Raw genomic sequence first — 22,245 nt, forward strand, 5'->3', positions numbered from 1 at the left:
CAGTATGCCGGGCCGTGACACGTCCGGCGATCGCGACATTCCGGTGACGACCGGGCTCACGCGTGACCCGGAGGGCCGACTGGTCGCGGCCATCGCGATCGCTGACGGCCCGAGCGCCATCCACCGCCACGTGCGCGACCAGGATGACCGCACCGAACTCGTGGTCAACGCGGCGCACACGGCCGACGACCTCCGCACCCTGTCCGGCATCGCCCCGGCCCGCGGGCTCCGCGCCCACCGCCAGACCGGTCAGGCGGGCAGGACCGCGTACTGGCGGACGTAGAGGTCCGTGTACGTCACCGGGCCGCGGGGGCCGGGGACCTTGTCCAGGTTGATGCCGGTTTCCGGGACCGCGAGCAGCTTGAAGCCGTCGAGGAGGCGGGTCGGGGCGTTCCAGAAGACGCCCGTGCCGGTGTAGCCGTCGAAGAAGGCCTCGGCGGCCGACGCGTCGTCGGTGGCGATGCCCGCCGCCAGGCCCGACGTCTGCTCGTTGGCGATCTCGACGGCGTCGGCGAGCGCGCCGACCTTGGCGACCGTGACGGTCGCCTCGCGGTCGGAGTCCAGCGCCCACTCGTAGCCGATGGCGTGCTCGTGCGGCGCCAGCGAAGGCGTGACACCCCGCTCGGCCAGCGCCTCGGAGATGCCGGGCCAGACGTCGTCGTGGATGCCCTCGTGGATGAGCAGCAGGTTCAGCCGGTTGCAGACACCCAGCCGGTCGAGGCTCGCGTAGACGAGGTCACGCGCCTTCGTGACGTCCGCCCCGCGGTCGACGTACAGGACGCCGCCGCCATCGGCGTGCGCCAGCGTGCGCACGCCGTGGACGGCCGCCTCGGTGGCCAGCGCCCGGGTGCTGTCGCCGCTGCCGCGCAGGATCACGAGCGGGACCAGGTTCGGCAGCCGCACCAGCGCGGACGCCGCCTCACGCTCCACCCGCGGCACGAGCTGGACGCAGTCCGCGTCGATGCCGGCCTCGGTCAGCGCCGGGGCGATGACGACCTCGCGCAGCCGCTGGGCCGAGCCGAGCGCGGCCGAGCCGGTGCGCAGCACGCCGCCGTTGCGCGACTTGACCAGCTGCGACGCCACGTCGACGGTCACGTTCGGCCGCGCCTCGTAGTTCGCGCCGATCACGCCCACCGGACGTCGCCGCTCGACCAGCTTCAGCCCGCCGTCCAGGGTGGACACGTCGACCGAGCGCTCCTGGTGCGGGGCGCCGGCGAGCAGCCGCAGCTGCTCGGCCATGCCGGTCAGCCGCTCCGGGGTGATGGTGAGCCGGTCGAGCAGACCGGCGCTCATCCCGTCGGCCTTCGCGCGCTCGACGTCGGCCTGGTTCGCCTCCAGGATCTCGTCGCGGTGCGCGAGCAGCCGTTCGGCCATCCCGGTCAGCGCGGCGTCGACCGCCTCGGTGGAAGCGGCGGCGAGCGACGGCGCGGCCAGCTTCGCCGCCCGTGCGCACTCCTCCACGGCCTTGGCGACCTCGTCCATCGTTCGGCTCCCTCCGCACGGACCAGCGAGAGACCAGTTTGCCGCATGGGCGTGGCTAGGCGGCCACGGGCTCCAGCAGCCACAGCGCGCCGGCGATCAGGCAGCTGACCGTCCCCACGGCGAAGACCAGCACCCACAGCACCGGCGGCACCGCGGTGAGCCGGCCCAGCTGGTCGGCGTCGGAGTCGCGGGCGCGGCCCCGCCGCCGCTTGACCTGCAGCTCGGCCACCGGCCGCACCCCGCCGAACAGCAGGAACCACGTCACGAGGTAGCTGAACGGAGCCTGCACCTCGACCGGCGCGACGAACGCGACGAGCGCCAGCACGACGGCACCGACGACGACGGTGAACACCCCGTAGGCGTTGCGGACCATCACCAGCACGCCGAGCAGCAGCAGCGCGATCAGGACGAGGACCGTGCCGACCAGATCGGCGCCCAGCAGGCTGGCGAACAGCAGCCCGAGCACCGACGGCGCCAGGTACCCGGCCATGGCGGTGAAGGCCATACCCGGCCCCTCGGGCTTACCGCGCGAGACGGTGACGCCCGAGGTGTCCGAGTGCAGCTTGATGCCCTGCAGACGCCGCCCGACCAGCACGGCGGCCAGGGCGTGCCCGGCCTCGTGCACGATCGTGACGCCGTTGCGCGCCAGCCGCCACGGGCTACCGCCGACCAGCACGACCAGCAGCGCCACCCCACCGGCGACCAGCGTGATCACGGCCGGGGTCTGGGCCTGTTCGAGCAGTGACGGAGTGGTGGCCGCCGCGCGGAGGACAGCACCAGCCGGACCGCCGAGCGCGAGTTGAACGGGCGAGTTCACCCGGACACCTCACCACAGGCGACATCTGGCTACGGTGAGTCCCCACCGCTGGGGGTTCCGGCGGCTCCGGTATCGGGTCGATGCGGTCTCCTTTCGTCGTGGGGTGGGCGCGACGCCGGTTTCGGGCTCGCGGTGGACGGACTGACTCGACGCCCGGGCACGTCGGACGGCCGCGCCGCCGGGAAGCACCGGCTTCCGGCGAGGTGAGCAGGGCCTCGCCGGAAGTGAAGCCCTGCTTCGTGGGACGGGCCCGGAACTCACGTGATCGAGGCCGAACCCGCGTGCTCGAAGCCGGGACTCGCGTGATCAGGGCCGGAACTCACGTGACTGGAACCGGATCTCACGTGAGCGGGGCCGTAACTCGAGGCGGGCCACCTGCTCATCAGCTCATCGGGACTCCCTCATCCGCGCCTCCCCTTCCACCCGGAACAGGAACGACACCCAGCTCCGGAACGGTGCCCACGCCTCGGCGATCTCCGTCAGCTCCTCGGCTCCCGCTTCCGGGAGGTGGTACGCGTCGCGCATGATCTCGTGGAGGCGAGTCTCCGCTTGGGGGAACACGTCCGGGTGGCCGGCGCCGCGGATCAGGATCAGCTCCGCGCTGAAGCGGCCCACTCCCGGCAGGAGCTGCAGCCGTTTCAGCGCTTCCTCCGCCGGCATCGCCCGCAACGTCGTCGCGTCGAGCAGGCCGTCGGCCGCTGCCTCCGCGATTCCTCGCAAGCGCTGCATCTTCGGGCCGGACAAGCCCGGCAGGTACTCCAGTTTCGCCAGCGCCGTGGGCGCCGGGAACGACGTCAGCACGCTGCCGCCGACGTCGACCTCCGTACCGAAGCGCTCGGCCAGGCGACGCCGCAGCCGGACCGCCTGCGTCATCCAGATCCGGTGGCTCAGCACCGCCCAGCACGCCGCCTCGTACGGGGACGCGAACAGCACCGGCCTCAGTCCCGGATGCATCCCCTGCACCAGGGACACCACCGGGTCGCGGGCGCCGACCTGCCCGAACCCGGTGCCGTCGACATCCAGCGAGCACATCCTCCGCACCTGTGCCACGACCGCATCCGTACGCGAAGGCGAGCCGTGGACCTCCACGACCACCTCGCCGGGCGATCTCTGCCGCAGCACCGCTCCCACCGGTGTCCACTCGCCGTCGAGCGGGAACGCCACCCGGAGCGCGCCGGGCTCCGCTTCCGGCTCGCCCGCGGGAGCGAAGCCGGTCAGGAACCGGGCGGCCGCGGCCAGGTCGAACTCGCCCTGCACCGTGATTTCGCTGCCCACCATGGAAATCGTCATCTGTCCTCCTCGGATCGGAACCTCGACTGCGACGCTAGGCACGGGGACCGACAATTTCGGGCCTCGAACGCCTGAGCCCGCCGATTGTTCACTCGTTCGAGTGGCCTAGATTTGACATACTGCCGGTATTCGAGAGGAGAGCAATGCCGACGAAGACCGCCACCGAGCGCCTCGAAGACCTGCTCGAGACGCCCGCCAAGACCGACGACGGCTACCTCGACCTGCTGGGCGCCGCGAGCCAGGCCGGCCCGCCCACCGGCGTCACGCAACGCCTGATGCGCACCACCCTCCTCCCGCGGGTCTACGAGCGGTACTGGCGTCCCACCCTCGGCCGCGCGCTCAAGGGCCCGTTCGGACCGACCATGGCGGGCGAAATCGAGCTCGCGACGAAGCTCCTCGACCTGCAGCCCGGGGACACCGCGCTCGACGTCGCGTGCGGCACCGGCCGGTTCACGCGCGCGTTCGGCACGGCCGTCGGCCCGGGCGGGCTCGCCATCGGTCTCGACGGCGCGCGCACGATGCTCGCCAAGGCCGTCGCCGAGGACGGCCCGGCCTCCGTCGCCTACCTGCGCGCGGACGCGGTGCGGCTCCCGCTGAAGGAGTCCACTGTGGACGGCGTCTGCTGCTTCGCCGCCCTCCACATGTTCGCCGAGCCCGAAACCGCGTTGGACTCCTTCGCACGCGTACTGAAGCCCGGCGGTCGGCTCGTCCTTCTGACGAGCGCCCGGCGTAGCTGGCAACCCGCGCGGGTTGCGGAGTCCGTCGGCGGGATCCTGAGCGGGCAGCGGATGTTCGACCGCGGCGAGATCGCGGCGAGCCTGCGCGCCCGCGGCTTCACCGGGATCACCGAGCGGTACGCCGGCGTCACGCAGATCGTGGCGGGCCGGCTGAGCTGAGCGCCGCGGATTGTCGGAGCCTGCGGTTAGCATCGCCCCCATGACCCACCACGACCCACTCCCGCCCGACGACAGCTACCTGCGTTCCCTGGTCGAGGCCACCGCCGACGCCGTCGCGGCGGCCGAACCGCTGTCCTCGCCGCACCCCGGCGCGGACGAGGCGACGCGGGCCGAGGTGACCGCCGCGGTCGAGCGCAGTTCACCCGATCTGGTGGCGTTGAGCCAAGATCTGCACGCCCACCCCGAGGAGGGGTTCGCCGAGCACCGCTCGGTGCAAGCGCTTGCCGACCTCCTGAAGCGGCACGGCCACGAGGCGACCGTCGGCGTCGGCGGGCTCGACACCGCGTTGCGCGTCAGCACCCCGCACCAGGCCGGCCCGCACATCGCCGTCCTCGCCGAGTACGACGCGCTCCCCGGGCTCGGCCACGCGTGCGGCCACAACGTCATCTGCACCACCGCCGCGGGCGGCTTCCTCGGTGCCGCGGCCGTCGCCGAGCGGCTCGGCGGCCGGGTCAGCCTGATCGGCACCCCGGCCGAAGAAGGCGGTGGCGGCAAGGAGATCCTCGCTCGCGCCGGCGTGTTCGACGACGTCGACGCGGTGATCATGCTGCACCCGTTCAGCCACGACATCGCGCTGCACCCGTTCCTCGGCCGCCGTCAGCTGGAGATGGTCTTCCACGGCGTCGGCGCGCACGCTTCGGCGCAGCCGTTCATGGGCCGCAACGCGCTCGACGCGGCCGTCGCGGCCTATCAGGGCGTCTCAGCGCTACGCCAGCAACTCCCGCAGAGCGACCGCGTCCACGGCGTCTTCACCGACGGCGGTGCCCGGCCGAACGTCATCCCGGCCCGGGCCGCGCTGCTGTTCTACCTCCGCTCGCAGTCCCCTGACACGCTGCGCGACCTCGCCGCGCGCATGACGTCGATCGCGGAGGGCGCGGCGGCGATGACGGGCTGCGGCGTCGAGCTGACCTGGGACGCCCAGGCCGCCTACCTGCCGATCCGGTTCAACACCACCCTGGCCGGCCGCTGGTCGGTCAACCAGGCGGGCACCGGCCGCAAGCCGCTCCCGCCGGGCATCGTCCCGGAGTCGCTCACGGGATCGACGGACCTGGGCAACCTCTCGTACCGGATGCCCGCGCTGCACCCGATGCTCTCCGTCTCGGGCCCGACGGTCGCGTTGCACACCAAGGAGTTCGCGGCCGCGGCCGGTTCGGAGACGGGCGACGCGGGAGTCCGGGACGGCGCGCTGGGCCTGGCCCTGACCGCGACGGACTACCTGGGCGACGCCGAGCTGCGGCAGGCGGTCCACGACGAGTTCGAGGCGGCGGGAGGCGCACTGGACGTGCCGTCGTTCTTCGCCTGACACCTGAGGATCACCTGAGTTTTCTCAGCTGATTCTTCTCAGCAAAGGCTGAGGTATTTCCACAGGTTGTTCACAAGCACGGGCGCGAATCTAGGTGCATGACCGAGAACGAGAGTCGGCCCGGCCCCGCCTCACCCGGTGGGCACCAGCCGCACCAGCACATTCCGCAGTACGGGCCGTACGCGCAGCAGCAGCCGCAGCCGCAGTACGGCTACCAGCAGCAGGCCGCGCCGAACCCTCTGTTCACCCAGCAGGCGCCCACGGCGGTGAAGACCAAGCCGCGCAAGGGCGGCCGCGTCGCGATGATCGTCAGCGCGACCGCCCTCGGCGCCGCGCTGGTCGGCGGCGTCGGCGGCGCGGCGATCGTCGGGCTCACCACGAACTCGGCGGACGGCGCGACGACGTCGGTGAGCACGCCGGCGGCCACCGGGCAGACAGTCTCGAACTCGACCTCCGGCGACGTCAGCGGCGTCGCGGCGAAGGTGACGCCGAGCGTGGTCCAGATCAACGTCACCACCGACCAGGGCGAGGCCATCGGCTCCGGTGTCATCCTCACCGCGGACGGCCGGATCCTGACCAACGCGCACGTCGTCGACGGCGCCCAGAGCGTCGTGATCACCACCTCCGACGGCAAGAAGTACCAGGCCAGCGTGGTCGGCGCGGACACCAAGGCGGACATCGCGGTGGTCCAGGCCCAGAACGCCAGCGGCTTGACGGCGGCGGCCCTGGGTGACTCGAGCAAGCTGGTCGTCGGCCAGGAGGTCGTCGCGATCGGCTCGCCGGGCGGGCTGCAGAACACCGTCACCACCGGCATCGTCAGCGCGCTCAACCGGAACCTGTCCGACATCGGGCAGGGCCAGCAACAGCAGCAGTCGCCGTTCAACCGGACCTCGAACCAGACCGAGGACACGCCCAGCTACACCGCGATCCAGACGGACGCCTCGATCAACCAGGGCAACTCCGGCGGCGCGCTGGTCGACGCCCAGGGCAACGTCATCGGCATCAACTCGGCCCTCTACAGCCCGACGGCCTCGGCCAACGGCTCGGCCGGCAGCGTCGGGATCGGCTTCGCCATCCCGATCAACGACGCCAAGAAGATCGTCGACCAGATCGTGAACAACTAGGACGCGGACGGGCCGTGGTCGGGGCGGTCCGTCCCACCCGCTTTCGGGGAGCGGGGGAACACCGCGAAGGCCGTTTCGAGAGTCAATCGGGGGCTCTCGAAACGGCCTTCGCGCTGTCTACAGCTCGTAGGTGAGGACCAGCGTGTGGTTCTGCTCGGCGTCCATCTCGATGTTCGCCGTGCCGGAGATCCCGGTCAGCTCACCCGAGCCCGAGCCGGTGAGGATCTTCAGCGTCAGGCCGGACTCGTCGGCCGAATGGTGCAGGACGAAGGCACCCTTGCGGCCGTCGACCGAGACGGCGAGACGCTCGAAGGCGACGTACGCGCGCGAAGTCGCGTTGGACGCTGTCAGCATCTCGACGGTGCTGGTCCCTTCGACCGCTCCGGTGAACGTCTTGGCGATCGCCACCCGGGCGAACTCCGTGCCCGCGGCCTCGTCGGTCGCCTGCGGCGCCCACTCGTCGAGGACGAACGACGCGGTGGCAGTGCTGGTCATGGCTGGTTTCCCCTGTCTCGATGGTGAGCTGAGCTTCGCAGCCATACCTGACAGCTCGCGTCAGGTATTCCTCACCGCTTCCGGTTGCCGAACAGCCCGCGCGTGATCTCCCGGCCCAGCGCGCTCGCGGCGGACCGCATGAACGACTTCACGGCCGGGTTCTTCATCGCCGACTCGATGAACCCGGGATCGTCCTTCTCCTTCCCGGGAGCCGACGGAGCCGGAGGAGCCTCGGCAGGGGGAGCCTCCGGTGCGGGAGCGACCTTCGCGGCCAGCTTCTCGTACGCGGACTCCCGGTCGATCGTCTCGGCGTACTTCCCGTGCAGGTCCGACGAAGCGACCGCGGCGGCCACGGCTTCGGGACCGATCGAGCCCATCTTCGACCGCGGCGCCCGCAGCCGCGTCCACGCCACCGGCGTCGGCGCGCCCCGCTCCGACAGCACCGTGACGATCGCTTCGCCGATGCCCAGCGACGTCAACGCCGTGTCGAGCTCGTAGAACTTCGTCTTCGGGTAGGTCTTGACCGTCTTGGCCAGCGCCGCCTGGTCGTCCGGCGTGAACGCCCGCAGCGCGTGCTGGATCCGGGCGCCCAGCTGCGAAAGCACGTTGTTCGGGATGTCCGTGGGCAGCTGCGTGCAGAAGAACACGCCGATGCCCTTCGACCGGATCAGCTTCACGGTCTGCTCGATGCGCTCGAGGAACGCCTTCGACGCGTCGTTGAAGAGCAAATGTGCTTCGTCGAAGAAGAAGACGAGCTTCGGCTGGTCGAGATCGCCCTCTTCCGGCAGCTCCTCGAACAGCTCGGCCAGCAGCCACATCAGGAACGTCGAGAACAACGCCGGCTTGGCCTGCAGGTTGTCCAGTTCCAGCAGCGTGACGACGCCCTTGCCGTCGGACGCGCGCATCAGGTCGTGGACGTCCAGCTCGGGCTCGCCGAAGAAGTCTTCCCCGCCCTGCGCCTCCAGGTTCGACAGCGCGCGCAGGATCACCCCGGCCGTCGCGGCCGAGACGCCGCCGATGCCCTTGAGGTCCGCCTTGCCCTCGTCGCTGGTCAGGTGCGTGATCACCGACCGGAGGTCCTTCGTGTCCAGCAACGCCAGGCCGCGCTGGTCGGCCCAGTGGAAGATCAGCCCGAGCGTCGACTCCTGCGTCTCGTTCAGCCCCAGCACCTTCGACAGCAGGACCGGCCCGAAGCTCGTGATCGTCGCCCGGATCGGCGAGCCCTTCCCGCCGGTGCCCAGCGACAGGAACTGCACCGGGAACGCCGTCCCCGCCCAGTCGTCGCCGAGCTCCTGCGAGCGCTTGCCGACCTTGTCGTTCGCCTCCCCGGCCGCGGCCAGCCCGGACAGGTCGCCCTTCACGTCCGCGAGCACGACGGGCACCCCGGCCGCCGACAACTGCTCCGCGATCAGCTGCACCGTCTTCGTCTTGCCCGTCCCGGTCGCGCCGGCCACCAGGCCGTGCCGGTTCAGCGTCGCCAGCGGCAAGCGCACCGCGGCCGTGGCGTCCGTCTTCCCGTCGATCACCACCGCGCCCAGCTCCAGCGCGGCACCCTCACTCGCATAACCAGCGGCGATCTCGCTCGCCGGCGACCCCTGCTCGGTCACTCGCAACTCCCCGATCGTGTGTCCTGCACCACACCGCGAGCGTAACGCGCCGTACGCGCAGGTAACGCCGCTCTTATCCCCGTGTCGGGTTAGGGTCACCAGGTGACCGACCGCCTAGTCTGGATCGACTGCGAGATGACGGGGCTCGACCTCGGCAAGGAAGCGTTGATCGAAATCGCCGCCCTCGTCACCGACGCGGAGCTGAACGTGCTCGGCGACGGAGTCGACATCGTCATCCACGCCGACGAGGAAAAACTCGCCGGGATGCCCGACGTCGTCCGCGAGATGCACGCCCACTCCGGCCTCACCGAAGAGGTCCGCGCCTCCAGCGTGACCCTCGAAGAAGCCGAACGCCGGGTCCTCGAGTACATCCGCGAGCACGTCCCCGAGCCCGGCACCGCGCCGCTCGCCGGCAACTCCATCGCCACCGACCGCGGCTTCATCGCGCGCGACATGCCGGCCCTCGACGCCCACCTCCACTACCGGCTGGTCGACGTGTCCTCCGTCAAGGAGCTCGTCCGGCGCTGGTACCCGCGGATCTACTACGCGAAGCCGGAGAAGGGCCTCGCGCACCGGGCACTGGCCGACATCAAGGAATCCATCGGCGAACTCGACTACTACCGGCGCGTCGCCTTCGTCCCCCAGCCCGGCCCGACCAGCGACGAAGCCAAAGCCGCCGCAGCTGAGGTGCAGGAACAGCAGCAGAGGTAACCCCCTGCAATCCGCTTGAGGGCACCCGCTACGATTGTCCCCGCAAGGTGATCGCAAGCGGATCCCCTCGGCGATGGTGGGCGTAGCTCAGCTGGTAGAGCACCTGGTTGTGGTCCAGGAGGTCGCGGGTTCGAAACCCGTCGCTCACCCCAACACCCCAGTTTGGATCTTTCCGAACTGGGGTTTTTGCTTTTTGCGATCTTCGGCCGTTGGTGGTAACCCTCACGACCGGATGGCTCAGCGTGCGAACACCCGATCGCCGGTGCACGGTGTTCAGGTGGCACGTTCAGCACCGAAGATCAGGCGGAAGAAGAAGCTGCGGTACGAGGACATCACCGTCGTCGATCGGTCGCTTCTCAAGCGGGCGGTGGGAGCCGCCGCCCTCGGCAATGCCATGGAGTGGTTCGACTTCGGCGTCTACGCCTACATCGCCGACACCATCGCCGAAGTGTTCTTCCCGCCCACCGTGTCGCCCGGGGTCCGGCTGATCGGGACCTTCGGGGCCTTCACCGCCGCCTTCCTGATGCGACCCCTCGGCGGGCTCGTCTTCGGGCCGCTCGGGGATCGGATCGGGCGCCAGAAGGTCCTCGCCGTCACCATGATCATGATGGCCATCGGGACCCTGTGCATCGGGCTGATCCCGTCCTACTCCTCCATCGGGATCTGGTCGCCCATCCTGCTCGTGGTCGCCCGGATGGTGCAGGGGTTCTCCACCGGCGGCGAGTACGGCGGCGCGACGACCTTCATCGCCGAGTACTCCCCCGACAAACGACGCGGCTTCATGGGCTCGTGGCTCGAGTTCGGGACGCTGTCCGGCTACGTCCTCGGCGCGTCCGTCGTCACCGGCATGAAGGCCTGGGTCCCCCACGAAACCCTGCTCGACTGGGGCTGGCGCGTCCCGTTCCTGATCGCCGGCCCGCTCGGCATCATCGGCCTCTACATGCGACTCAAGCTCGAAGAGACGCCGGCGTTCCAGAAGCACGCCGAGGAGGCCGAGAAGCGCGGCCGCTCCGGCGAGCCGTTCTGGAAGATGTTCACCGACTACTGGCCCGCGCTGCTGATCTGCGTCGGCCTCGTGCTCGTGTTCAACGTCACCGACTACATGCTGCTGTCGTACATGCCGACGTACCTCTCCGAGCAGCTGCACCTCGACGCCACCCACGGCCTGCTGCTGATCATCGTCGTCATGGTCGTGATGATGCTGATCATCCTGGTCGGCGGCCGGATCACCGACAAGGTCGGGCGCAAGCCCGTGATGATGGCCGGCTGCCTCGGCTACCTCGTGCTCTCCTGGCCGCTGATGCTGCTGGTGCACGACGGCGGCCTGGTGCTCACGTTCCTCGGCCTGATGGGACTCGGCCTGCTGCTGCTCTGCTTCGAGGTCTCGATGCCCGCGGCGCTGCCGGCGCTGTTCCCGACCGCGATCCGCTACGGCGCGCTGTCCATCGCGTTCAACATCTCCGTGTCGCTCTTCGGCGGCACGACCCCGCTGGTCATGCAGGCGCTGATCTCGTCCACCGGCCACGACTTCTGGCCCGCGTGGTACCTGATGGCCGCGGGTGCGGTCGGCGCCGTGGCCGTCTACTTCAGTCGCGAGACGGCGAACAAGCCGCTCTGGGGCTCGGGTCCCGCGGTGGCGACCGAAGAGGAGGCGCGGGAGCTCGTCCGCGACTCGGCGAAGGGTTAGACCGTCTCCAGCAGGAACCCGGTCAGCTCGGCGGGCATGGTGATCATGCAGTCGTGCCCGGTCGGCAGCTCCCGCACCGGCTCGCCGGCCGGGACGGGCCGCCGGGTGATGCCTGCCGGACGCTGGCCGCCGACGCAGTGGATGTGCGTGCGCGGGATCCCCTTCGCCACCGGGTTGTCCAGCCGGACCGGCTCGGTGAGGCACCCCACCGGCTGGTCGGACAGCATCGAGCGCAACCACACGACGTCGTCGGGATCGGTGACCCCGAACAGGCCCATCGGGGGCACCCGCCAGCCGTCCACCGCGGCGTCGATGAGCTGCTTGGTGATGGGCAGGACGTCGACCGCGGTTTCGCCGTCTTCGGGGACCATCGCGTCGAGGAACACCAGCCTCCCGATCCGCTCCGGCACCCGGTCGGCGACGCCCGAGATGACCATCCCGGCGTAGCTGTGGCCGACGAGCACGACGTCGCGCTCGTCCTCGAGCAGGCCGGCGATGTCGTCGATGTGGGTGCCGAGCCCGACTTCCGGGCTCAGCAGGTGGGCCTTGTCGCCGTAGCCGGTCAGGGACGGCGCGAGCACCCGGTGTCCGGCGGCTTCCAGGCGCGGGACCACCCGATCCCAGCAGCGTCCGCTGTGCCAAGCGCCGTGGACCAGCAGGAATGTCGACATGCGTGCCTCGGTTCTCTTTGGTTCCTCGGTACCATTCGGTAACCGGAACCATCGTGATCCACTCGAAGCGCGCCGGGCAATACGGCACTAATTGGTGCCCCGGTTCTCAGGAGGTAACCGTGCAGGACCCGTGCCAGGCCCGCGAAGTGCTCGGGATCGTCGGGGACAAGTGGGCGCTGCTGGTCGTGCGCATGCTCAAGGACGGGCCGCGGCGCTTCACCGAGCTCAAGCGGGCCATCGACGGGATCAGCCAGCGCATGCTCACCGTGACCCTGCGCGACCTCGAGCGCGACGGGATCGTGACCCGCACGGTCCACGCCGTCATGCCACCGCACGTCAGCTACGAGCTGACCACGATGGGCCGGACCCTGCGCGAAGCCACCGCGCCGCTGCTCGAGTGGAGCATCACGCACCTGCCGCTCATCGCGGCCGCGCGCGCGGAGTACGACGACCGCTAGTTCGCAGCGCTCCGCCACTCGTCCCAGGACAGCTGCCAGACGCTCCAGCCGTCAGTGGCTTCGAGCTTCGGGCCGCCGCTGTTCTGGACGGTGACGATGTCGCCCTTCTTGGACGTGTCCATCAGCCACTTCGTATTTTCGGTGGACAGGTTGAGGCAGCCGTGGCTGACGTTGCTGTGGCCCTGCTGCCGCACCGACCAGGGCGCGGAGTGGTAGAAGATGCCGCTGTAGGACAGGCGGATCGCGTACTGGACGAAGGTGCTGTACCCACCGGGCGCGTCCTCGGGGACGCCGTAGGTGGCGGAGTTCATGGTGTAGCCGGTGTGCTCGCTCATGACGGTGTAGCTGCCGGCCGGGGTGTTGTGGCCGGGCTTGCCCATGGAGGTCGGCATGGTCTTGACCTCCTTGTCGTTGACCGTGACGGTCATCTGGTGGGTCTGGCCGTCGGCGACCGCGACGAGCTTGTCGCCGACCGCGGCGCTGATCGTCTTGTCCTCGCGGCCGTAGCTGCCCTTGCCGAGCGCCTTGCCGTAGACGGCGGCGTCGACCTTGATCTTGGTGCCGCTCTTCCAGTAGTCCTTCGGCCGCCAGGTCACCTGCTTGTCGCCGGACCAGCGGAAGGCGCCTTCGGTGGCCGGCTCGGCGGTGACCTTGAGCGCCTTCTCGGCGGCGGCCTTGTCGGCGACGTTGCCGGTGAAGGTGAAGATCAGCGGCAGCCCGACGCCGACGGTCTCACCCTCCTCGAGGTTGACGGAGACGCCGAGCTGGCGAGCGGGCTTGACGGTCGTGAACGACGACTCCTGGGTCACCGGCTTGCCGTCGGAACCGGTCGCGGTCGCGGTCAGCTTGTAGGCCTTGCTGTAGCCGAGCGGCTCGGCGGAGTCCCAGCCGGAGCCGTCGGCGCGCGCCTTCCCGCCGACGACCTTGCCGTCGGCCCCGGTCAGCTTCACATCGCCGACCTTGCCGTCGACGACGGTGACGCTGACGGGCTCACCTGGCGCGACGTCCTTGGCATCCTTCGCAGGGCTCAACGTGAGCGCGGCAGGCTTCGGCGCGGGCTTGGGGGCACTCGAGGACGGCGTCTCCTTCGGCGGTTCACTCGAAGGGCTACTGCTACAGCCGGCCACCGTGAGGCCGATCACCCCCGCGGCCACGAGCAGCCGCACCCCCGCACTCGTCATACGCACCTGCCTGGTTCGCCGTCGATGTCCGACTACAGTGTGCCCGACCAGCCCCGACCCCGGGGCGCCAACGTCGTAACTCGCTAACGGGACCCCCCTGAAACGAGCCTCCGAACCGGGTGCTAATGTTTTCCACGTCGCCGAGGGAAACCTCCGGCAGACACCGGCGCCATTAGCTCAATTGGCAGAGCAGCTGGCTCTTAACCAGCGGGTTCGGGGTTCGAGTCCCTGATGGCGCACACCCACTCCCCAGGCTGAAGATCTCTTCAGCCTGGGTTTTGCGTTATCCGGAAATCTTGGCGCCGACGCGGCGGCGGACGATCAGCAGCACGACCAACCCGCCCACCACGACCAGAACCCCTACCGGCACCCACGGCACAGCCCAGCCATCCGCCATGGTCTCCACCGGCGATAGTGGGGCGATCGACCCCGATGCGTCGGGCAACAGCGGCACGAGACTGACCGCACCCGTCAGGCTCACAGCCGGAACCACTCCGTGGACCGGAACCGACGTCTTCCACGTCTCCCCCGGCAGCAGCTGTGGCGAGTCGGCTAGCTGCTCTGCGGGAACGCGCCAGATTCCGAACGGGCCGGACACCGACGCCGTCTGCCTGGCCGCGAGCACCGCGTTGCCCGTGTTGTGGATCGTGTACGTGAGCGTGGCGTCGCCGCCGCCTGAGTACTCCACCTTCAAGCCCTCCAGCGACACCCCCGGCGACAGCTGTCCGCCTACCCGGAGCTGGATTCGGAGGCCGACTCGCCGCTCCACATCTCCTTGCTTCAGCGATGTGACGATTCCGCCCAGGTGGTCGCCCGGTGGTGCGTCGGCCGGGATGTCGATCGTGAACGGTACCGAGGCGGACTGTCCGGGTTGGACGGTCAGCTGGGACAGTCCGGTGTGGACCCAGCTGCCGACGCCGGTCGGCTTCGCCTCTCGCGTGGCCAGGTCCAGCTGGCCCGCGCCCGTGGTGAACGCGTCCGCGCTGTACACCGCCAGCTCCAGCGGTGCCGGGCCGGGGTTGGTGACGACCAGGCCGTCCTCCAGCCGGTCCCCCGGGGTTGCCGCGTAACTGTAGTTGTCGCGGCCTGCACCGAAGTCGTTGGCGGCCGTTCCCACCGTCCACGGCGTGCTCTCTTGGGCGGCCGCGGGTCCGGCGAGGCCCACGATGGCGAACAGGGTGAGGAGAACAGCGCGCATCGGGGGGTCCTCGGGGTTGGAAGGGAACGGTGGGGTGGCCGGCGGCGGCCACCCCACCGGATGGGTCAGCTCAGCGCAGTGACCGTGTGGCCCGCACCGTTGCGGCCGGGCTGCACGATCCAGCAGGGCCCGTCCGGGCCGTGACCGTGGTCGTCACCGTGGCCGCGGTACGGGTGGAGCACCACCTTGTCGACCGTGGAACCGACTGGCTTGGCCTGGGTGGCACCACTGTTCGGGCCGCACCAGGACACGTTGCCCCGCTCGACCGCCGCGTTCGGGGCCGCGCACGTGCCGCTGCGGATGTTCTGGACCGAGAGCTTGTCGTCGCGGACCTCGACCTTGATGTAGGACCGGACGTGCTCCTGGTTCTCGACCGAGTTCGCCCAGTGGTTGTCCGGGTTCAGCGGGTCGGGACCGTAGTCCTGGCTCGGGTCCGGGTCGGTGAGGTCGTAGTACTTCGACCCCGACGCGGAGTTCGCCGTCACGTAGACGACGCCGCCCGGGCCCTGCGTTACCTGCGTGGCGCCGGGCTGCTCGGCCGGGTTCGCCTTCTGGCCGTTCTTGATCACGTAGCTGCGGGAGTAGCTGTGGTCGTGCCCCTGCAGGACGAGATCGACCCCGAGCTTCGAGAACGCCGTCGGGAAGTCCTTGCGGCGCTGCTGGTTGTCCGCGTCGTTGGCGTGGTCGGCCGGCGAGTAGATCGAGTGGTGGTAGACCAGCACCGTGTACTTGGCCTTCTTGCCCTGCTTGTTCACCACGTCGGTCACGTAGCCGATGTGCGCCTCGTCGGAGCCCGCCGCGTAGGCGTTGCTGTTCAGGTCGATGAACAGCACATCCTTGTAGAGGTACCAGTAGTCGCCGCCGGAACGGGTGTCCGGGCTGCCGTTGTAGTACGGCGCCGAGCGGTCGGTGTTCGGCGTCCAGAAGTGCTGCTCGTACGCCTTTCCGCCGACGTCGTGGTTGCCGATCGTGGCCGCCCACGGGTACTGGCGCAGCTTGTCGGGCGCGAGGAAAGCGTCCCACTGCGTCTCGGTGTTCGCGCTCTCGACCTGGTCGCCGCCCGAGACGAGCAGTTCCGCCTTCGGGTTCGCGGCCAAGCTGACGTTCAGGGTGTCCAGCCAGCCGGCGCCGTCCTTCGCGACGTCGCCGGACGAGCCGATCTGCGGGTCGCCGTAGAACAGGAAGTCGAAGTCGCCCTTGAAGTCCTGCGTCTTGAAGGAGTACGCCGGCGACCAGCTGCCGCCGCTGCCGACGCGGTAGGAGTAGCCGGTGCGCTGCTTGAGGCCGTCGATCGTCGTGTGGGCGTTGAAACCGCCGTTGACGGTGTTCGCCGCGACGGTCGCCGGGAACGTCCGGGCGTTCGCGGGGAACCGGCCGTGGACGAGCTTGGCGGTAGGCGCGACCTGGACGACCTGGGCGGCGCCGGTCGAGGAGTACCAGCTCACGACGCGCTGGGACTCCTTGGCACCGACGCCGAGGACGATGCCGGACAGCGTCGTCGGCTGGCCGGCGGTGGCCGCGGAGGCCGGGCCGCCGCCGTAAGCCACGGCGAGGCCCGCGACCGCCACGACGGCGCCGCGGGCGAGGGGTCTGAGGAACTTCATCGGGTTTGCGTCCGTTCGGTTCGGAGGGGCGGGAAGACCGGTTCAGAGCGTTTCCCGCGTCGATGTTGGGCAGGTGAACACCGGCGGGCGGCCCGGTGGCGCACGCCCGAAGAAGTCACAGCGCGAGCACCCGCTCGACGAACCACGTCAGTCCCATCACCGACACGCCGGCCGCGAGCGCCCCGCCCGCCCACCGCGGCGCGACCGGTGAGCGACGGCGCAGCAGGACGAACAGCGGGAAGACGAGCGCGATGATCGTCAGCTGCACGACCTCGATCCCGACGTTGAAGACGAGCAGCGACCACAGCAGCGTCCACGACCACGCCGTGTCGATGCCCAGCGCCGAGGCGAACCCGAGCCCGTGCGCGAGACCGAAGCAGAACACCACCCCGAGCCGGATCCAGCCGGCCCGGTCGAGGCTGAAGTGACCGGTCGTGTCGAGTTCGTCGTCGTGCGAGCGCCGCCGCCACATCCGCCACAGCGGCCAGGCCGCCACGACCGCGATCGAGAGGGCGATGAGCGGCTCGACGACCGCGGCGGGCGCGTGCACCAGACCGAGGGCGGCGAGCACGAAGGTCACCGAGTGGGCGAGGGTGAACGTCGTCGCCGCCAGCACGATCTCGCGCAGGCGGCGGGATCCCGCGATGAGCGCCAGCAGGAACAGGATGTGGTCGAGCCCGCCGAGCAGGTGCTCCGCGCCGAGGCGGAAGAACTCCCAGAACCGCTGGGCCGTGCTCTGCCGGGTGGAGAACGACGGCTGCCCCGCGTCGAGAGCGGCGCTGCCGGAGGTCAGATCGAGGTCGTAGGTGGCGATCGTCTTGGTGTCGCGCACGTAGCCTTCGGAATCCCCGAACAGCGTGCTGCGCACGTCATGGGTGTCCCCGGCCGGACAGCGGTAGTCGAGGACCAGCCGCGCGTACTGGGTGCCGTCGCGTTCCTCGACCGCGAAGCCGCCGTCACGGGCCGGAGCGCACGGTCCATCCGGGACAGTGACGCGGAAACGTTCGCTCACGTAGTGGACGACCGACGCGGTGTGCGTCTCGAGCGCGGCCGTCTGGGCGGCGGAGTCACGGGCTTCGAACGCCGCGTTGCCCTGCCGGAAGAGCGGGTCGTCCTTCTCGAAGTCGGCGGCCGAAACGACGAGCAGGTCGTACTCGAGCCCGAGCGCGGCGCGGACGTGTCCCGGTTCGGGCGAGGTGACGTCGGCGTAGACGGTCGACGCGAAGCCGTGCGCGAAGGCGGGAGCGCCGCCCAGCACGGCGACGAGGCCCGCGACGACGGCGACGATGAGCACGCGAGCCCGGAGCATGGATTCCTCTTTCCGCTGGTCGACCGCAGCCTGCTCGGGGCAGGCGAACGAACGGCGGACCGCGGGCGAACAACCGGCGACCGGACGTCGACAGCACCGCGCCGCGCCTCGGGGAACCATCGGTGTTCGGGTAGGAAGAGACGACCCGCTCGCCGTTCCCGGAGGACGTTCCCTGTGCGCTCGCGACTACCGGCCCTCGGCGCCTTGGCCGCGATCGCCGTCCTGCTCGGTGGCTGCGGCTCCGCCGACGACTGGTCCCAGCCGCACCCCGCGGCCGGCCCGGTCGGCGCCCTCGGGCCCGGCTTCGTCACGACGTCGCCGACCCCGGAGGCGACGATCACCCCGGCGCCGGGGTCCTGGGACGGGGTGCACCCGCCGCCGGGCTACCGCGTCGTGCTGCTCAGCACCGGTGACGATCCGCAGACCAAGACCCTCGTGACCGCGGTGACGAGCTGGGCCGGGCAGGAGGACGTCAGCCTCAAGACCGTCACACCGGCGGATCCCGGCCGGTTCACCGCGAGCATCAGCCAAGCCATGGCCCTGCGGCCCGACCTCGTCATCAGCGCCGGCCAGGACCTCGTCGACGCGTTGGCGCTGGTCACGGCCAACCACCTCGACCAGCAGTTCCTCGTGGTGGGCGCCGAACTTGCCGAACCGACCGCGAACGTCACCGCGGCCAACTGGCCCGGCGCGTCCTTCCGCGGCGAGGGTCTCGGAACCTCGTCGCAGGACGACCCGGCGTCGTTCACTCCCGAGCGCGCGACGGCCGCCGTCCGGGCCGGGGTCGCGAGCGTGGTGAACGGCCTGACCGGGATCGTGATCCGGCTCGGCTAGCCGCACGGAACTCCGCCATCATGTGCGCATGGCGGCGAAATCGGACGACCTGCAGGAGCGCAAAGACCGGGCCGTGGCCCGGTGGCAAGGCCTGGTGCGGAACTGGCGCGGGCGCGCGCGGCGGAGCCGGCTGGCGTCCAAGCTCTTCACCTACGGGTGCGTGACCCTGACGGTCGGCACCACCGCCATCGCGGGCGTCCAGACCGTTCCCCGGTCCTGGATCATCGTGGCCAGCGCGGGTGCGGCGCTGGCGGCCGGGCTCATGAGCGCCACGCGTTCGCACGAGCACTGGACGGCGTCTCGCGAGGTGCAGAACCGCTTGTCCTCCGAGCACTTCCTGTTCGAGCAGGGCGCCGGCTCCTACCGCGACCTTTCCGACCAGGAACGGGTCCTGCTGTTCTCGGAGCGGATCAGCGAGATCGGGATGGCCGGGCACGACTCCTGGGCCCGTCACGTCTCCGAGGGTGCGCGGACGGTGACGAAGACCGACGACCCGGCGCCGTGACTTTGTGTCTGGTCAAACCCGCCGCCGTGGACGAGTATCCCTCTGGTGCCCGACTTACGAAGATTTGCCCTGATCGCCCGGATCGGGCTCATCAGCTACGCGCTGGTCCACCTGATCGTCGCGTGGCTGGCCGCCCAGGTCGCGCTCGGTGACAACGAGAAAGCCGACAAGGCCGGTGCGTTGCAGGTCGTCGCCGCCGGGGGTGGGGCGTGGCTGCTCTGGCTGGTCGCCGCGGGGACCGGGGTGCTGGCGCTGTGGCAGCTGGCCGAGGCGATCATCGGCCATCAGCACTCCTCGCCGCGACGGCGCTGGGTGCGGCGGGCCACCAGCGGGATCGAGGTCGTCCTGTACGGCCTCGTCGCCTACAGCGCGACCAAAACCGCGATGGGCGGCTCCGGCAAAGCGGGCTCCGTGGTGGCCACCGTGCTGGGCGAACCGTGGGGTGCCGTGGCGGTGATCGCGGCCGGGGCGATCGTCATCCTCGTCGCGGCTTTCCTCGCCTACCGCGGGATCCGCAAGAAGTTCGTCCACGATCTCGACTTCAGCGGCGCGTCCCGGGGACTCCGCCGGTCGATCGAGCGGCTCGGCCAGGTCGGCTGGTGCGCGGTGGCGATCGCCTACGGCACCGTCGGCGCGATGCTCGTCCTGGCCGCCGTCCGCTACGACCCCGCGAAGGCCTCGGGCCTGGATCCGGCACTCAAGACCCTCGCCGTGCAGCCTTATGGACAGGCCCTGTTGCTGACACTGGCCGCGGGCATCGCGACCTTCGGCGTCTTCGTCCTCATGGAGGCCCGGTTCCGCCGGATTTAGCGTCGCGTGTACACGAAGCCGAGCTTGTCGACCTCGCCTCCCGCCCGCCCGTGGAAGCCGGCGATCTGCCAGCCGTCGGGCGCGGTCCGCGTGACGCAGTCCGGCGTCGTCGAACCTCCCGCGAGGATGCGGCCGAGGCTGGTCGTGAACCGGGCCGAGAAGATCCGCGTGTGGCCGCCGTAGCTGCCCTGGCACAGGGTTGCCGACGTGAGGTATTCGGTGCTGCCCAACGTCAACGTCGCCGCCGTTCCGCCACTCCCGCCGTGGGCCAGTGTGGAGCCGTCGTCCAGCGTGACGCCGACCTGGTCGACCCGGGATCCGCTGCGCAGCACGAGAGTGCGCACCCGAGCCGCGACCGGGACGATTTCGGTATCGGTGAAGTAGTCGCCGTGCGGGCCGCCGAACTGCTCGGACAGCCGGAGGGCGGGGTTGCGCGTCCAGCTGAAGCTCGTCGTCACGGGGTCGTGGTCGGACAGCATCCGGCCCTGGTCGTCGAGGAACTTCGCGTGCTCGTTGTCGTAAGCCGTGGCGTTCAGGGAAATGAGGTTGCTGCCGCGGTAAAGAACCTTGTCGACGACCTCGCAGTCGTCGGTCACCACCTGCTCGTCGCAGACCAGCGCCGGGCTGCCCGGTGCCGGGGCGGTGCCGCCACGCACGAGCTGCACCCAGGCGTCGGTGAGGCCGTTGCCGGCGGCGAACCCGGCGATGGTGTCGGCGGCGCGGGTGTAGCGGGTGTTGGTGTCGCCCATGACGATGACGGCGTTGCCGGCCGAGTGCGTCTTGATGAACCCGGTCAGCTGGACGAGGTTCGCCGCGCGGGACGCTTCGTCGCCGTCGTTGGTGCCCGCGTTCGTGTGCAGGTTGTACGCGTCGACGTACACCCCTTCGGCGAGGCGGACGCGCATGAAGGTGAAACCCTTCGGTGTCAGGCAGTCCCCCGAGTCGAGCTGGCACGACGTCCAGCGCACGCGTTCGAAGTCGTCGACGTCGTAGGACAGGGACGAAAGCGAGTTCAGCCCGCTGCCGATCCCGGCGCCACCGCTGGTCGGGGTCCGGTACGGGTGGCCGTCGGTGGAGTAGAGCGCGGCGTGGTAGTTGAAGTCCTCTTCGACGTGCACGAGGTCGTAGGACCCGATTCGCCTGCCGATCTCCGTGGTCGCGGACTGCCGCGGCGTCGGGGCGCTGGAGATCCCCTCGGGCAGGCCCGCGACGTTGTAGCTCAGGACGGAGAAGCTGCCGCCGTCGGCGGTGTCGGCGTGTGCGACCGCCGGGGCAGCGGCGGACAGCACCACCGCGACCGTCAGCGCGGCAAGGCGTTTCCGCACGGTGCCTCCGAAAGTTAGCGCTAACACGAACGGGCGACAGCAGACGTTAGTGTCCGCGGGAGTCCCCGGTCAATAACCCGTTCAGCGGCAGGGTTCCTGGTGCGCCAGGCCGCAGGAAACCTTGGCCCACACCGTCTTGCCCGCCACCGGCAGGTCGTCCCGGGAGCCCCACGCCGTGGCCAGCTTGTCGACCAGGTACAGGCCGCGGCCGCCGAAGCCGGTGCCCGCCACCTCTCTGAGCCGGGGTGGGAGCAGGGAACTGTCCTCCACCCCGATCGTCACTTCGCACGGGTTCGCGCTGCGGGTCAGCCGGAGCCGGTGCGCGCCGCCCGCGTGCTCGTACGCGTTCTGGACTATTTCGTTCAGCACCAGCAGTACGTCTTCGCGGTGGGGCTCGCCCAGGTCGCTCAGCCGGCGGGCCGCCCACCTGCGGACCGAGGCCAGGTCGGCCGAGCCTGTGCCACGGAGGTCGAACAGCGCCGGGTCGCCGGTCATTCGGCCGGCAAGGCTTCGGCCAGGTCGGCGACGACCGGGATGAGCTCGTCGAGCCCGGTGATGCTCAGCGCCCGCTTGACGGCGTACTGGCGGGTGACGACCGTGACGCCCACGCCGCGTTCCCGGCTGCGGCGGTGGAGCCCGGCGAGGATGGTCAGCCCGGCCGAGTCGATGAACCGGACCTCGCTGAGGTCGATGACGACGAGGCCGGCCGCGGTGTCCACCGCTTCCGGGGCGAGCTCACGGCGGAGCTCGGGAGCCGTGCCCGCGTCGATCTCCCCGGCGACCTCGACCACGTGGGCCGTGCCGGCCCGCCGGTGGGAGATGCGCAGGACGACCGGGGCTCCCTCGTCCACTGGATCGCCCCCCTTTCCGATCGGCGC

Annotated in this window: 23 protein-coding genes and 2 tRNA genes; 12 read left to right on the forward strand and 13 right to left on the reverse strand. The window is 70.3% G+C overall.

The window, feature by feature from the left end; genetic code table 11:
• The first annotated feature begins 4 nt into the window (after nucleotides 1-4).
• On the forward strand, nucleotides 5-283 hold the full coding sequence (locus AB0C38_RS43665; RefSeq protein WP_360685423.1) for a hypothetical protein: 279 nt from the start codon (nucleotides 5-7) through the stop codon (nucleotides 281-283).
• Here AB0C38_RS43665 and AB0C38_RS43670 read toward each other — a convergent pair.
• From AB0C38_RS43670 to AB0C38_RS43680, 3 genes are all read right to left on the reverse strand, one after another.
• The gene (locus AB0C38_RS43670; protein WP_360685426.1) at nucleotides 250-1,482 is read right to left on the reverse strand and encodes an aldehyde dehydrogenase family protein; all 1,233 of its coding nucleotides are present in this window, start codon (nucleotides 1,480-1,482) and stop codon (nucleotides 250-252) included. The genes AB0C38_RS43665 and AB0C38_RS43670 overlap by 34 nt on opposite strands.
• Nucleotides 1,483-1,537: 55 nt before the next feature.
• Nucleotides 1,538-2,299, reverse strand: a complete 762-nt coding sequence (locus tag AB0C38_RS43675) for a M50 family metallopeptidase (protein ID WP_360685429.1) — start codon at nucleotides 2,297-2,299, stop codon at nucleotides 1,538-1,540.
• 387 nt (nucleotides 2,300-2,686) lie between these two features.
• Complete coding sequence (locus tag AB0C38_RS43680) at nucleotides 2,687-3,589, reverse strand: DNA-3-methyladenine glycosylase 2 family protein (RefSeq protein WP_360685432.1); 903 nt, start codon at nucleotides 3,587-3,589, stop codon at nucleotides 2,687-2,689.
• A gap of 143 nt (nucleotides 3,590-3,732) precedes the next feature.
• On the opposite strand from AB0C38_RS43680, the gene AB0C38_RS43685 reads away from it, so the two are divergent.
• The 3 genes from AB0C38_RS43685 (at nucleotide 3,733) to AB0C38_RS43695 (ending at nucleotide 6,972) form a co-directional block, all read left to right on the forward strand.
• Nucleotides 3,733-4,485 carry a methyltransferase domain-containing protein gene (locus tag AB0C38_RS43685; RefSeq protein ID WP_360685435.1) on the forward strand — a complete coding sequence of 251 codons (753 nt, stop codon included), beginning with the start codon at nucleotides 3,733-3,735 and terminating at the stop codon, nucleotides 4,483-4,485.
• A gap of 40 nt (nucleotides 4,486-4,525) precedes the next feature.
• A complete protein-coding gene (locus AB0C38_RS43690) occupies nucleotides 4,526-5,848 on the forward strand; it encodes a M20 family metallopeptidase (protein ID WP_360685438.1) in 1,323 nt (440 codons plus the stop codon).
• 98 nt (nucleotides 5,849-5,946) lie between these two features.
• Nucleotides 5,947-6,972, forward strand: a complete 1,026-nt coding sequence (locus AB0C38_RS43695; protein WP_360685441.1) for a trypsin-like peptidase domain-containing protein — start codon at nucleotides 5,947-5,949, stop codon at nucleotides 6,970-6,972.
• Nucleotides 6,973-7,089: 117 nt separating this feature from the next.
• On the opposite strand, the gene AB0C38_RS43700 is transcribed toward AB0C38_RS43695, so the two are convergent.
• Nucleotides 7,090-7,467 carry a DUF3224 domain-containing protein gene (locus AB0C38_RS43700; protein WP_360685444.1) on the reverse strand — a complete coding sequence of 126 codons (378 nt, stop codon included), beginning with the start codon at nucleotides 7,465-7,467 and terminating at the stop codon, nucleotides 7,090-7,092.
• A gap of 71 nt (nucleotides 7,468-7,538) precedes the next feature.
• Complete coding sequence (locus tag AB0C38_RS43705) at nucleotides 7,539-9,074, reverse strand: helicase HerA-like domain-containing protein (protein WP_360685447.1); 1,536 nt, start codon at nucleotides 9,072-9,074, stop codon at nucleotides 7,539-7,541.
• Nucleotides 9,075-9,176: 102 nt separating this feature from the next.
• Here AB0C38_RS43705 and orn point away from each other — a divergent pair, with 102 nt between their 5' ends.
• From orn to proP, 3 genes are all read left to right on the forward strand, one after another.
• The gene (orn, locus tag AB0C38_RS43710) at nucleotides 9,177-9,785 is read left to right on the forward strand and encodes an oligoribonuclease (RefSeq protein WP_360685450.1); all 609 of its coding nucleotides are present in this window, start codon (nucleotides 9,177-9,179) and stop codon (nucleotides 9,783-9,785) included.
• Nucleotides 9,786-9,861: 76 nt separating this feature from the next.
• Nucleotides 9,862-9,937, forward strand: a tRNA-His gene (locus AB0C38_RS43715).
• Nucleotides 9,938-10,017: 80 nt separating this feature from the next.
• Nucleotides 10,018-11,472, forward strand: coding sequence for a glycine betaine/L-proline transporter ProP (gene proP / locus AB0C38_RS43720; protein WP_360685453.1), 1,455 nt, complete (start codon nucleotides 10,018-10,020; stop codon nucleotides 11,470-11,472).
• On the opposite strand, the gene AB0C38_RS43725 is transcribed toward proP, so the two are convergent.
• Entirely contained in the window at nucleotides 11,469-12,143 is a 675-nt protein-coding gene (locus AB0C38_RS43725; RefSeq protein ID WP_360685455.1) for an alpha/beta fold hydrolase, read from the reverse strand. The two genes, proP and AB0C38_RS43725, sit on opposite strands and share 4 nt — an antisense overlap.
• Before the next feature lie 119 nt (nucleotides 12,144-12,262).
• Between AB0C38_RS43725 and AB0C38_RS43730 the strand changes: the two genes are divergently transcribed.
• Nucleotides 12,263-12,601, forward strand: a complete 339-nt coding sequence (locus AB0C38_RS43730) for a helix-turn-helix domain-containing protein (protein WP_360685458.1) — start codon at nucleotides 12,263-12,265, stop codon at nucleotides 12,599-12,601.
• Here AB0C38_RS43730 and AB0C38_RS43735 read toward each other — a convergent pair.
• Complete coding sequence (locus tag AB0C38_RS43735) at nucleotides 12,598-13,782, reverse strand: Ig-like domain-containing protein (protein ID WP_360685462.1); 1,185 nt, start codon at nucleotides 13,780-13,782, stop codon at nucleotides 12,598-12,600. The genes AB0C38_RS43730 and AB0C38_RS43735 overlap by 4 nt on opposite strands.
• A gap of 166 nt (nucleotides 13,783-13,948) precedes the next feature.
• Here AB0C38_RS43735 and AB0C38_RS43740 point away from each other — a divergent pair.
• Nucleotides 13,949-14,021, forward strand: a tRNA-Lys gene (locus AB0C38_RS43740).
• A gap of 44 nt (nucleotides 14,022-14,065) precedes the next feature.
• Here AB0C38_RS43740 and AB0C38_RS43745 read toward each other — a convergent pair.
• The 3 genes from AB0C38_RS43745 to AB0C38_RS43755 form a co-directional block, all read right to left on the reverse strand.
• Nucleotides 14,066-14,980 carry a DUF916 domain-containing protein gene (locus tag AB0C38_RS43745; RefSeq protein WP_360685465.1) on the reverse strand — a complete coding sequence of 305 codons (915 nt, stop codon included), beginning with the start codon at nucleotides 14,978-14,980 and terminating at the stop codon, nucleotides 14,066-14,068.
• 65 nt (nucleotides 14,981-15,045) lie between these two features.
• Nucleotides 15,046-16,584 (reverse strand): metallophosphoesterase family protein, encoded by a 1,539-nt coding sequence (locus tag AB0C38_RS43750; protein ID WP_360685468.1) that lies wholly within the window; start codon nucleotides 16,582-16,584, stop codon nucleotides 15,046-15,048.
• Between the two features lie 115 nt (nucleotides 16,585-16,699).
• A complete protein-coding gene (locus AB0C38_RS43755; RefSeq protein WP_360685471.1) occupies nucleotides 16,700-17,893 on the reverse strand; it encodes a HupE/UreJ family protein in 1,194 nt (397 codons plus the stop codon).
• A 174-nt stretch (nucleotides 17,894-18,067) separates the two neighbouring features.
• Here AB0C38_RS43755 and AB0C38_RS43760 point away from each other — a divergent pair, with 174 nt between their 5' ends.
• From AB0C38_RS43760 to AB0C38_RS43770, 3 genes are read left to right on the forward strand one after another with little or no spacing between them, the layout of a single operon-like run.
• Nucleotides 18,068-18,727: a hypothetical protein gene (locus AB0C38_RS43760; RefSeq protein WP_360685474.1), complete on the forward strand. Its 660-nt coding sequence runs from the start codon at nucleotides 18,068-18,070 to the stop codon at nucleotides 18,725-18,727.
• Nucleotides 18,728-18,755: 28 nt separating this feature from the next.
• A complete protein-coding gene (locus AB0C38_RS43765) occupies nucleotides 18,756-19,232 on the forward strand; it encodes a DUF4231 domain-containing protein (protein WP_360685476.1) in 477 nt (158 codons plus the stop codon).
• 45 nt (nucleotides 19,233-19,277) lie between these two features.
• The gene (locus tag AB0C38_RS43770; protein WP_360685479.1) at nucleotides 19,278-20,042 is read left to right on the forward strand and encodes a DUF1206 domain-containing protein; all 765 of its coding nucleotides are present in this window, start codon (nucleotides 19,278-19,280) and stop codon (nucleotides 20,040-20,042) included.
• On the opposite strand, the gene AB0C38_RS43775 is transcribed toward AB0C38_RS43770, so the two are convergent.
• From AB0C38_RS43775 to AB0C38_RS43785, 3 genes are all read right to left on the reverse strand, one after another.
• The gene (locus AB0C38_RS43775; protein WP_360685482.1) at nucleotides 20,039-21,367 is read right to left on the reverse strand and encodes a jacalin-like lectin; all 1,329 of its coding nucleotides are present in this window, start codon (nucleotides 21,365-21,367) and stop codon (nucleotides 20,039-20,041) included. The two genes, AB0C38_RS43770 and AB0C38_RS43775, sit on opposite strands and share 4 nt — an antisense overlap.
• A gap of 81 nt (nucleotides 21,368-21,448) precedes the next feature.
• Entirely contained in the window at nucleotides 21,449-21,862 is a 414-nt protein-coding gene (locus AB0C38_RS43780; protein WP_360685485.1) for an ATP-binding protein, read from the reverse strand.
• Nucleotides 21,859-22,218: an STAS domain-containing protein gene (locus tag AB0C38_RS43785; protein WP_360685488.1), complete on the reverse strand. Its 360-nt coding sequence runs from the start codon at nucleotides 22,216-22,218 to the stop codon at nucleotides 21,859-21,861. The genes AB0C38_RS43780 and AB0C38_RS43785 overlap by 4 nt, the downstream gene beginning before the upstream one ends.
• Between the last annotated feature and the right edge of the window lie 27 nt (nucleotides 22,219-22,245).

Origin of the sequence: Amycolatopsis sp. NPDC048633 (assembly GCF_040650695.1) — a bacterium.
Taxonomy (GTDB): Bacteria; Actinomycetota; Actinomycetes; order Mycobacteriales; family Pseudonocardiaceae; genus Amycolatopsis.

Coding starts and splice junctions, on each gene's coding strand:
- AB0C38_RS43665 (WP_360685423.1), top strand. CDS start 5: ATGCCGGGCCGTGACACGTCCGGCGATCGCGACATTCCGGTGACGACC.
- AB0C38_RS43670 (WP_360685426.1), bottom strand. CDS start 1,482: ATGGACGAGGTCGCCAAGGCCGTGGAGGAGTGCGCACGGGCGGCGAAG.
- AB0C38_RS43680 (WP_360685432.1), bottom strand. CDS start 3,589: ATGACGATTTCCATGGTGGGCAGCGAAATCACGGTGCAGGGCGAGTTC.
- AB0C38_RS43685 (WP_360685435.1), top strand. CDS start 3,733: ATGCCGACGAAGACCGCCACCGAGCGCCTCGAAGACCTGCTCGAGACG.
- AB0C38_RS43690 (WP_360685438.1), top strand. CDS start 4,526: ATGACCCACCACGACCCACTCCCGCCCGACGACAGCTACCTGCGTTCC.
- AB0C38_RS43695 (WP_360685441.1), top strand. CDS start 5,947: ATGACCGAGAACGAGAGTCGGCCCGGCCCCGCCTCACCCGGTGGGCAC.
- AB0C38_RS43700 (WP_360685444.1), bottom strand. CDS start 7,467: ATGACCAGCACTGCCACCGCGTCGTTCGTCCTCGACGAGTGGGCGCCG.
- proP (WP_360685453.1), top strand. CDS start 10,018: ATGGCTCAGCGTGCGAACACCCGATCGCCGGTGCACGGTGTTCAGGTG.
- AB0C38_RS43725 (WP_360685455.1), bottom strand. CDS start 12,143: ATGTCGACATTCCTGCTGGTCCACGGCGCTTGGCACAGCGGACGCTGC.
- AB0C38_RS43735 (WP_360685462.1), bottom strand. CDS start 13,782: ATGACGAGTGCGGGGGTGCGGCTGCTCGTGGCCGCGGGGGTGATCGGC.
- AB0C38_RS43745 (WP_360685465.1), bottom strand. CDS start 14,980: ATGCGCGCTGTTCTCCTCACCCTGTTCGCCATCGTGGGCCTCGCCGGA.
- AB0C38_RS43750 (WP_360685468.1), bottom strand. CDS start 16,584: ATGAAGTTCCTCAGACCCCTCGCCCGCGGCGCCGTCGTGGCGGTCGCG.
- AB0C38_RS43755 (WP_360685471.1), bottom strand. CDS start 17,893: ATGCTCCGGGCTCGCGTGCTCATCGTCGCCGTCGTCGCGGGCCTCGTC.
- AB0C38_RS43765 (WP_360685476.1), top strand. CDS start 18,756: ATGGCGGCGAAATCGGACGACCTGCAGGAGCGCAAAGACCGGGCCGTG.
- AB0C38_RS43780 (WP_360685485.1), bottom strand. CDS start 21,862: ATGACCGGCGACCCGGCGCTGTTCGACCTCCGTGGCACAGGCTCGGCC.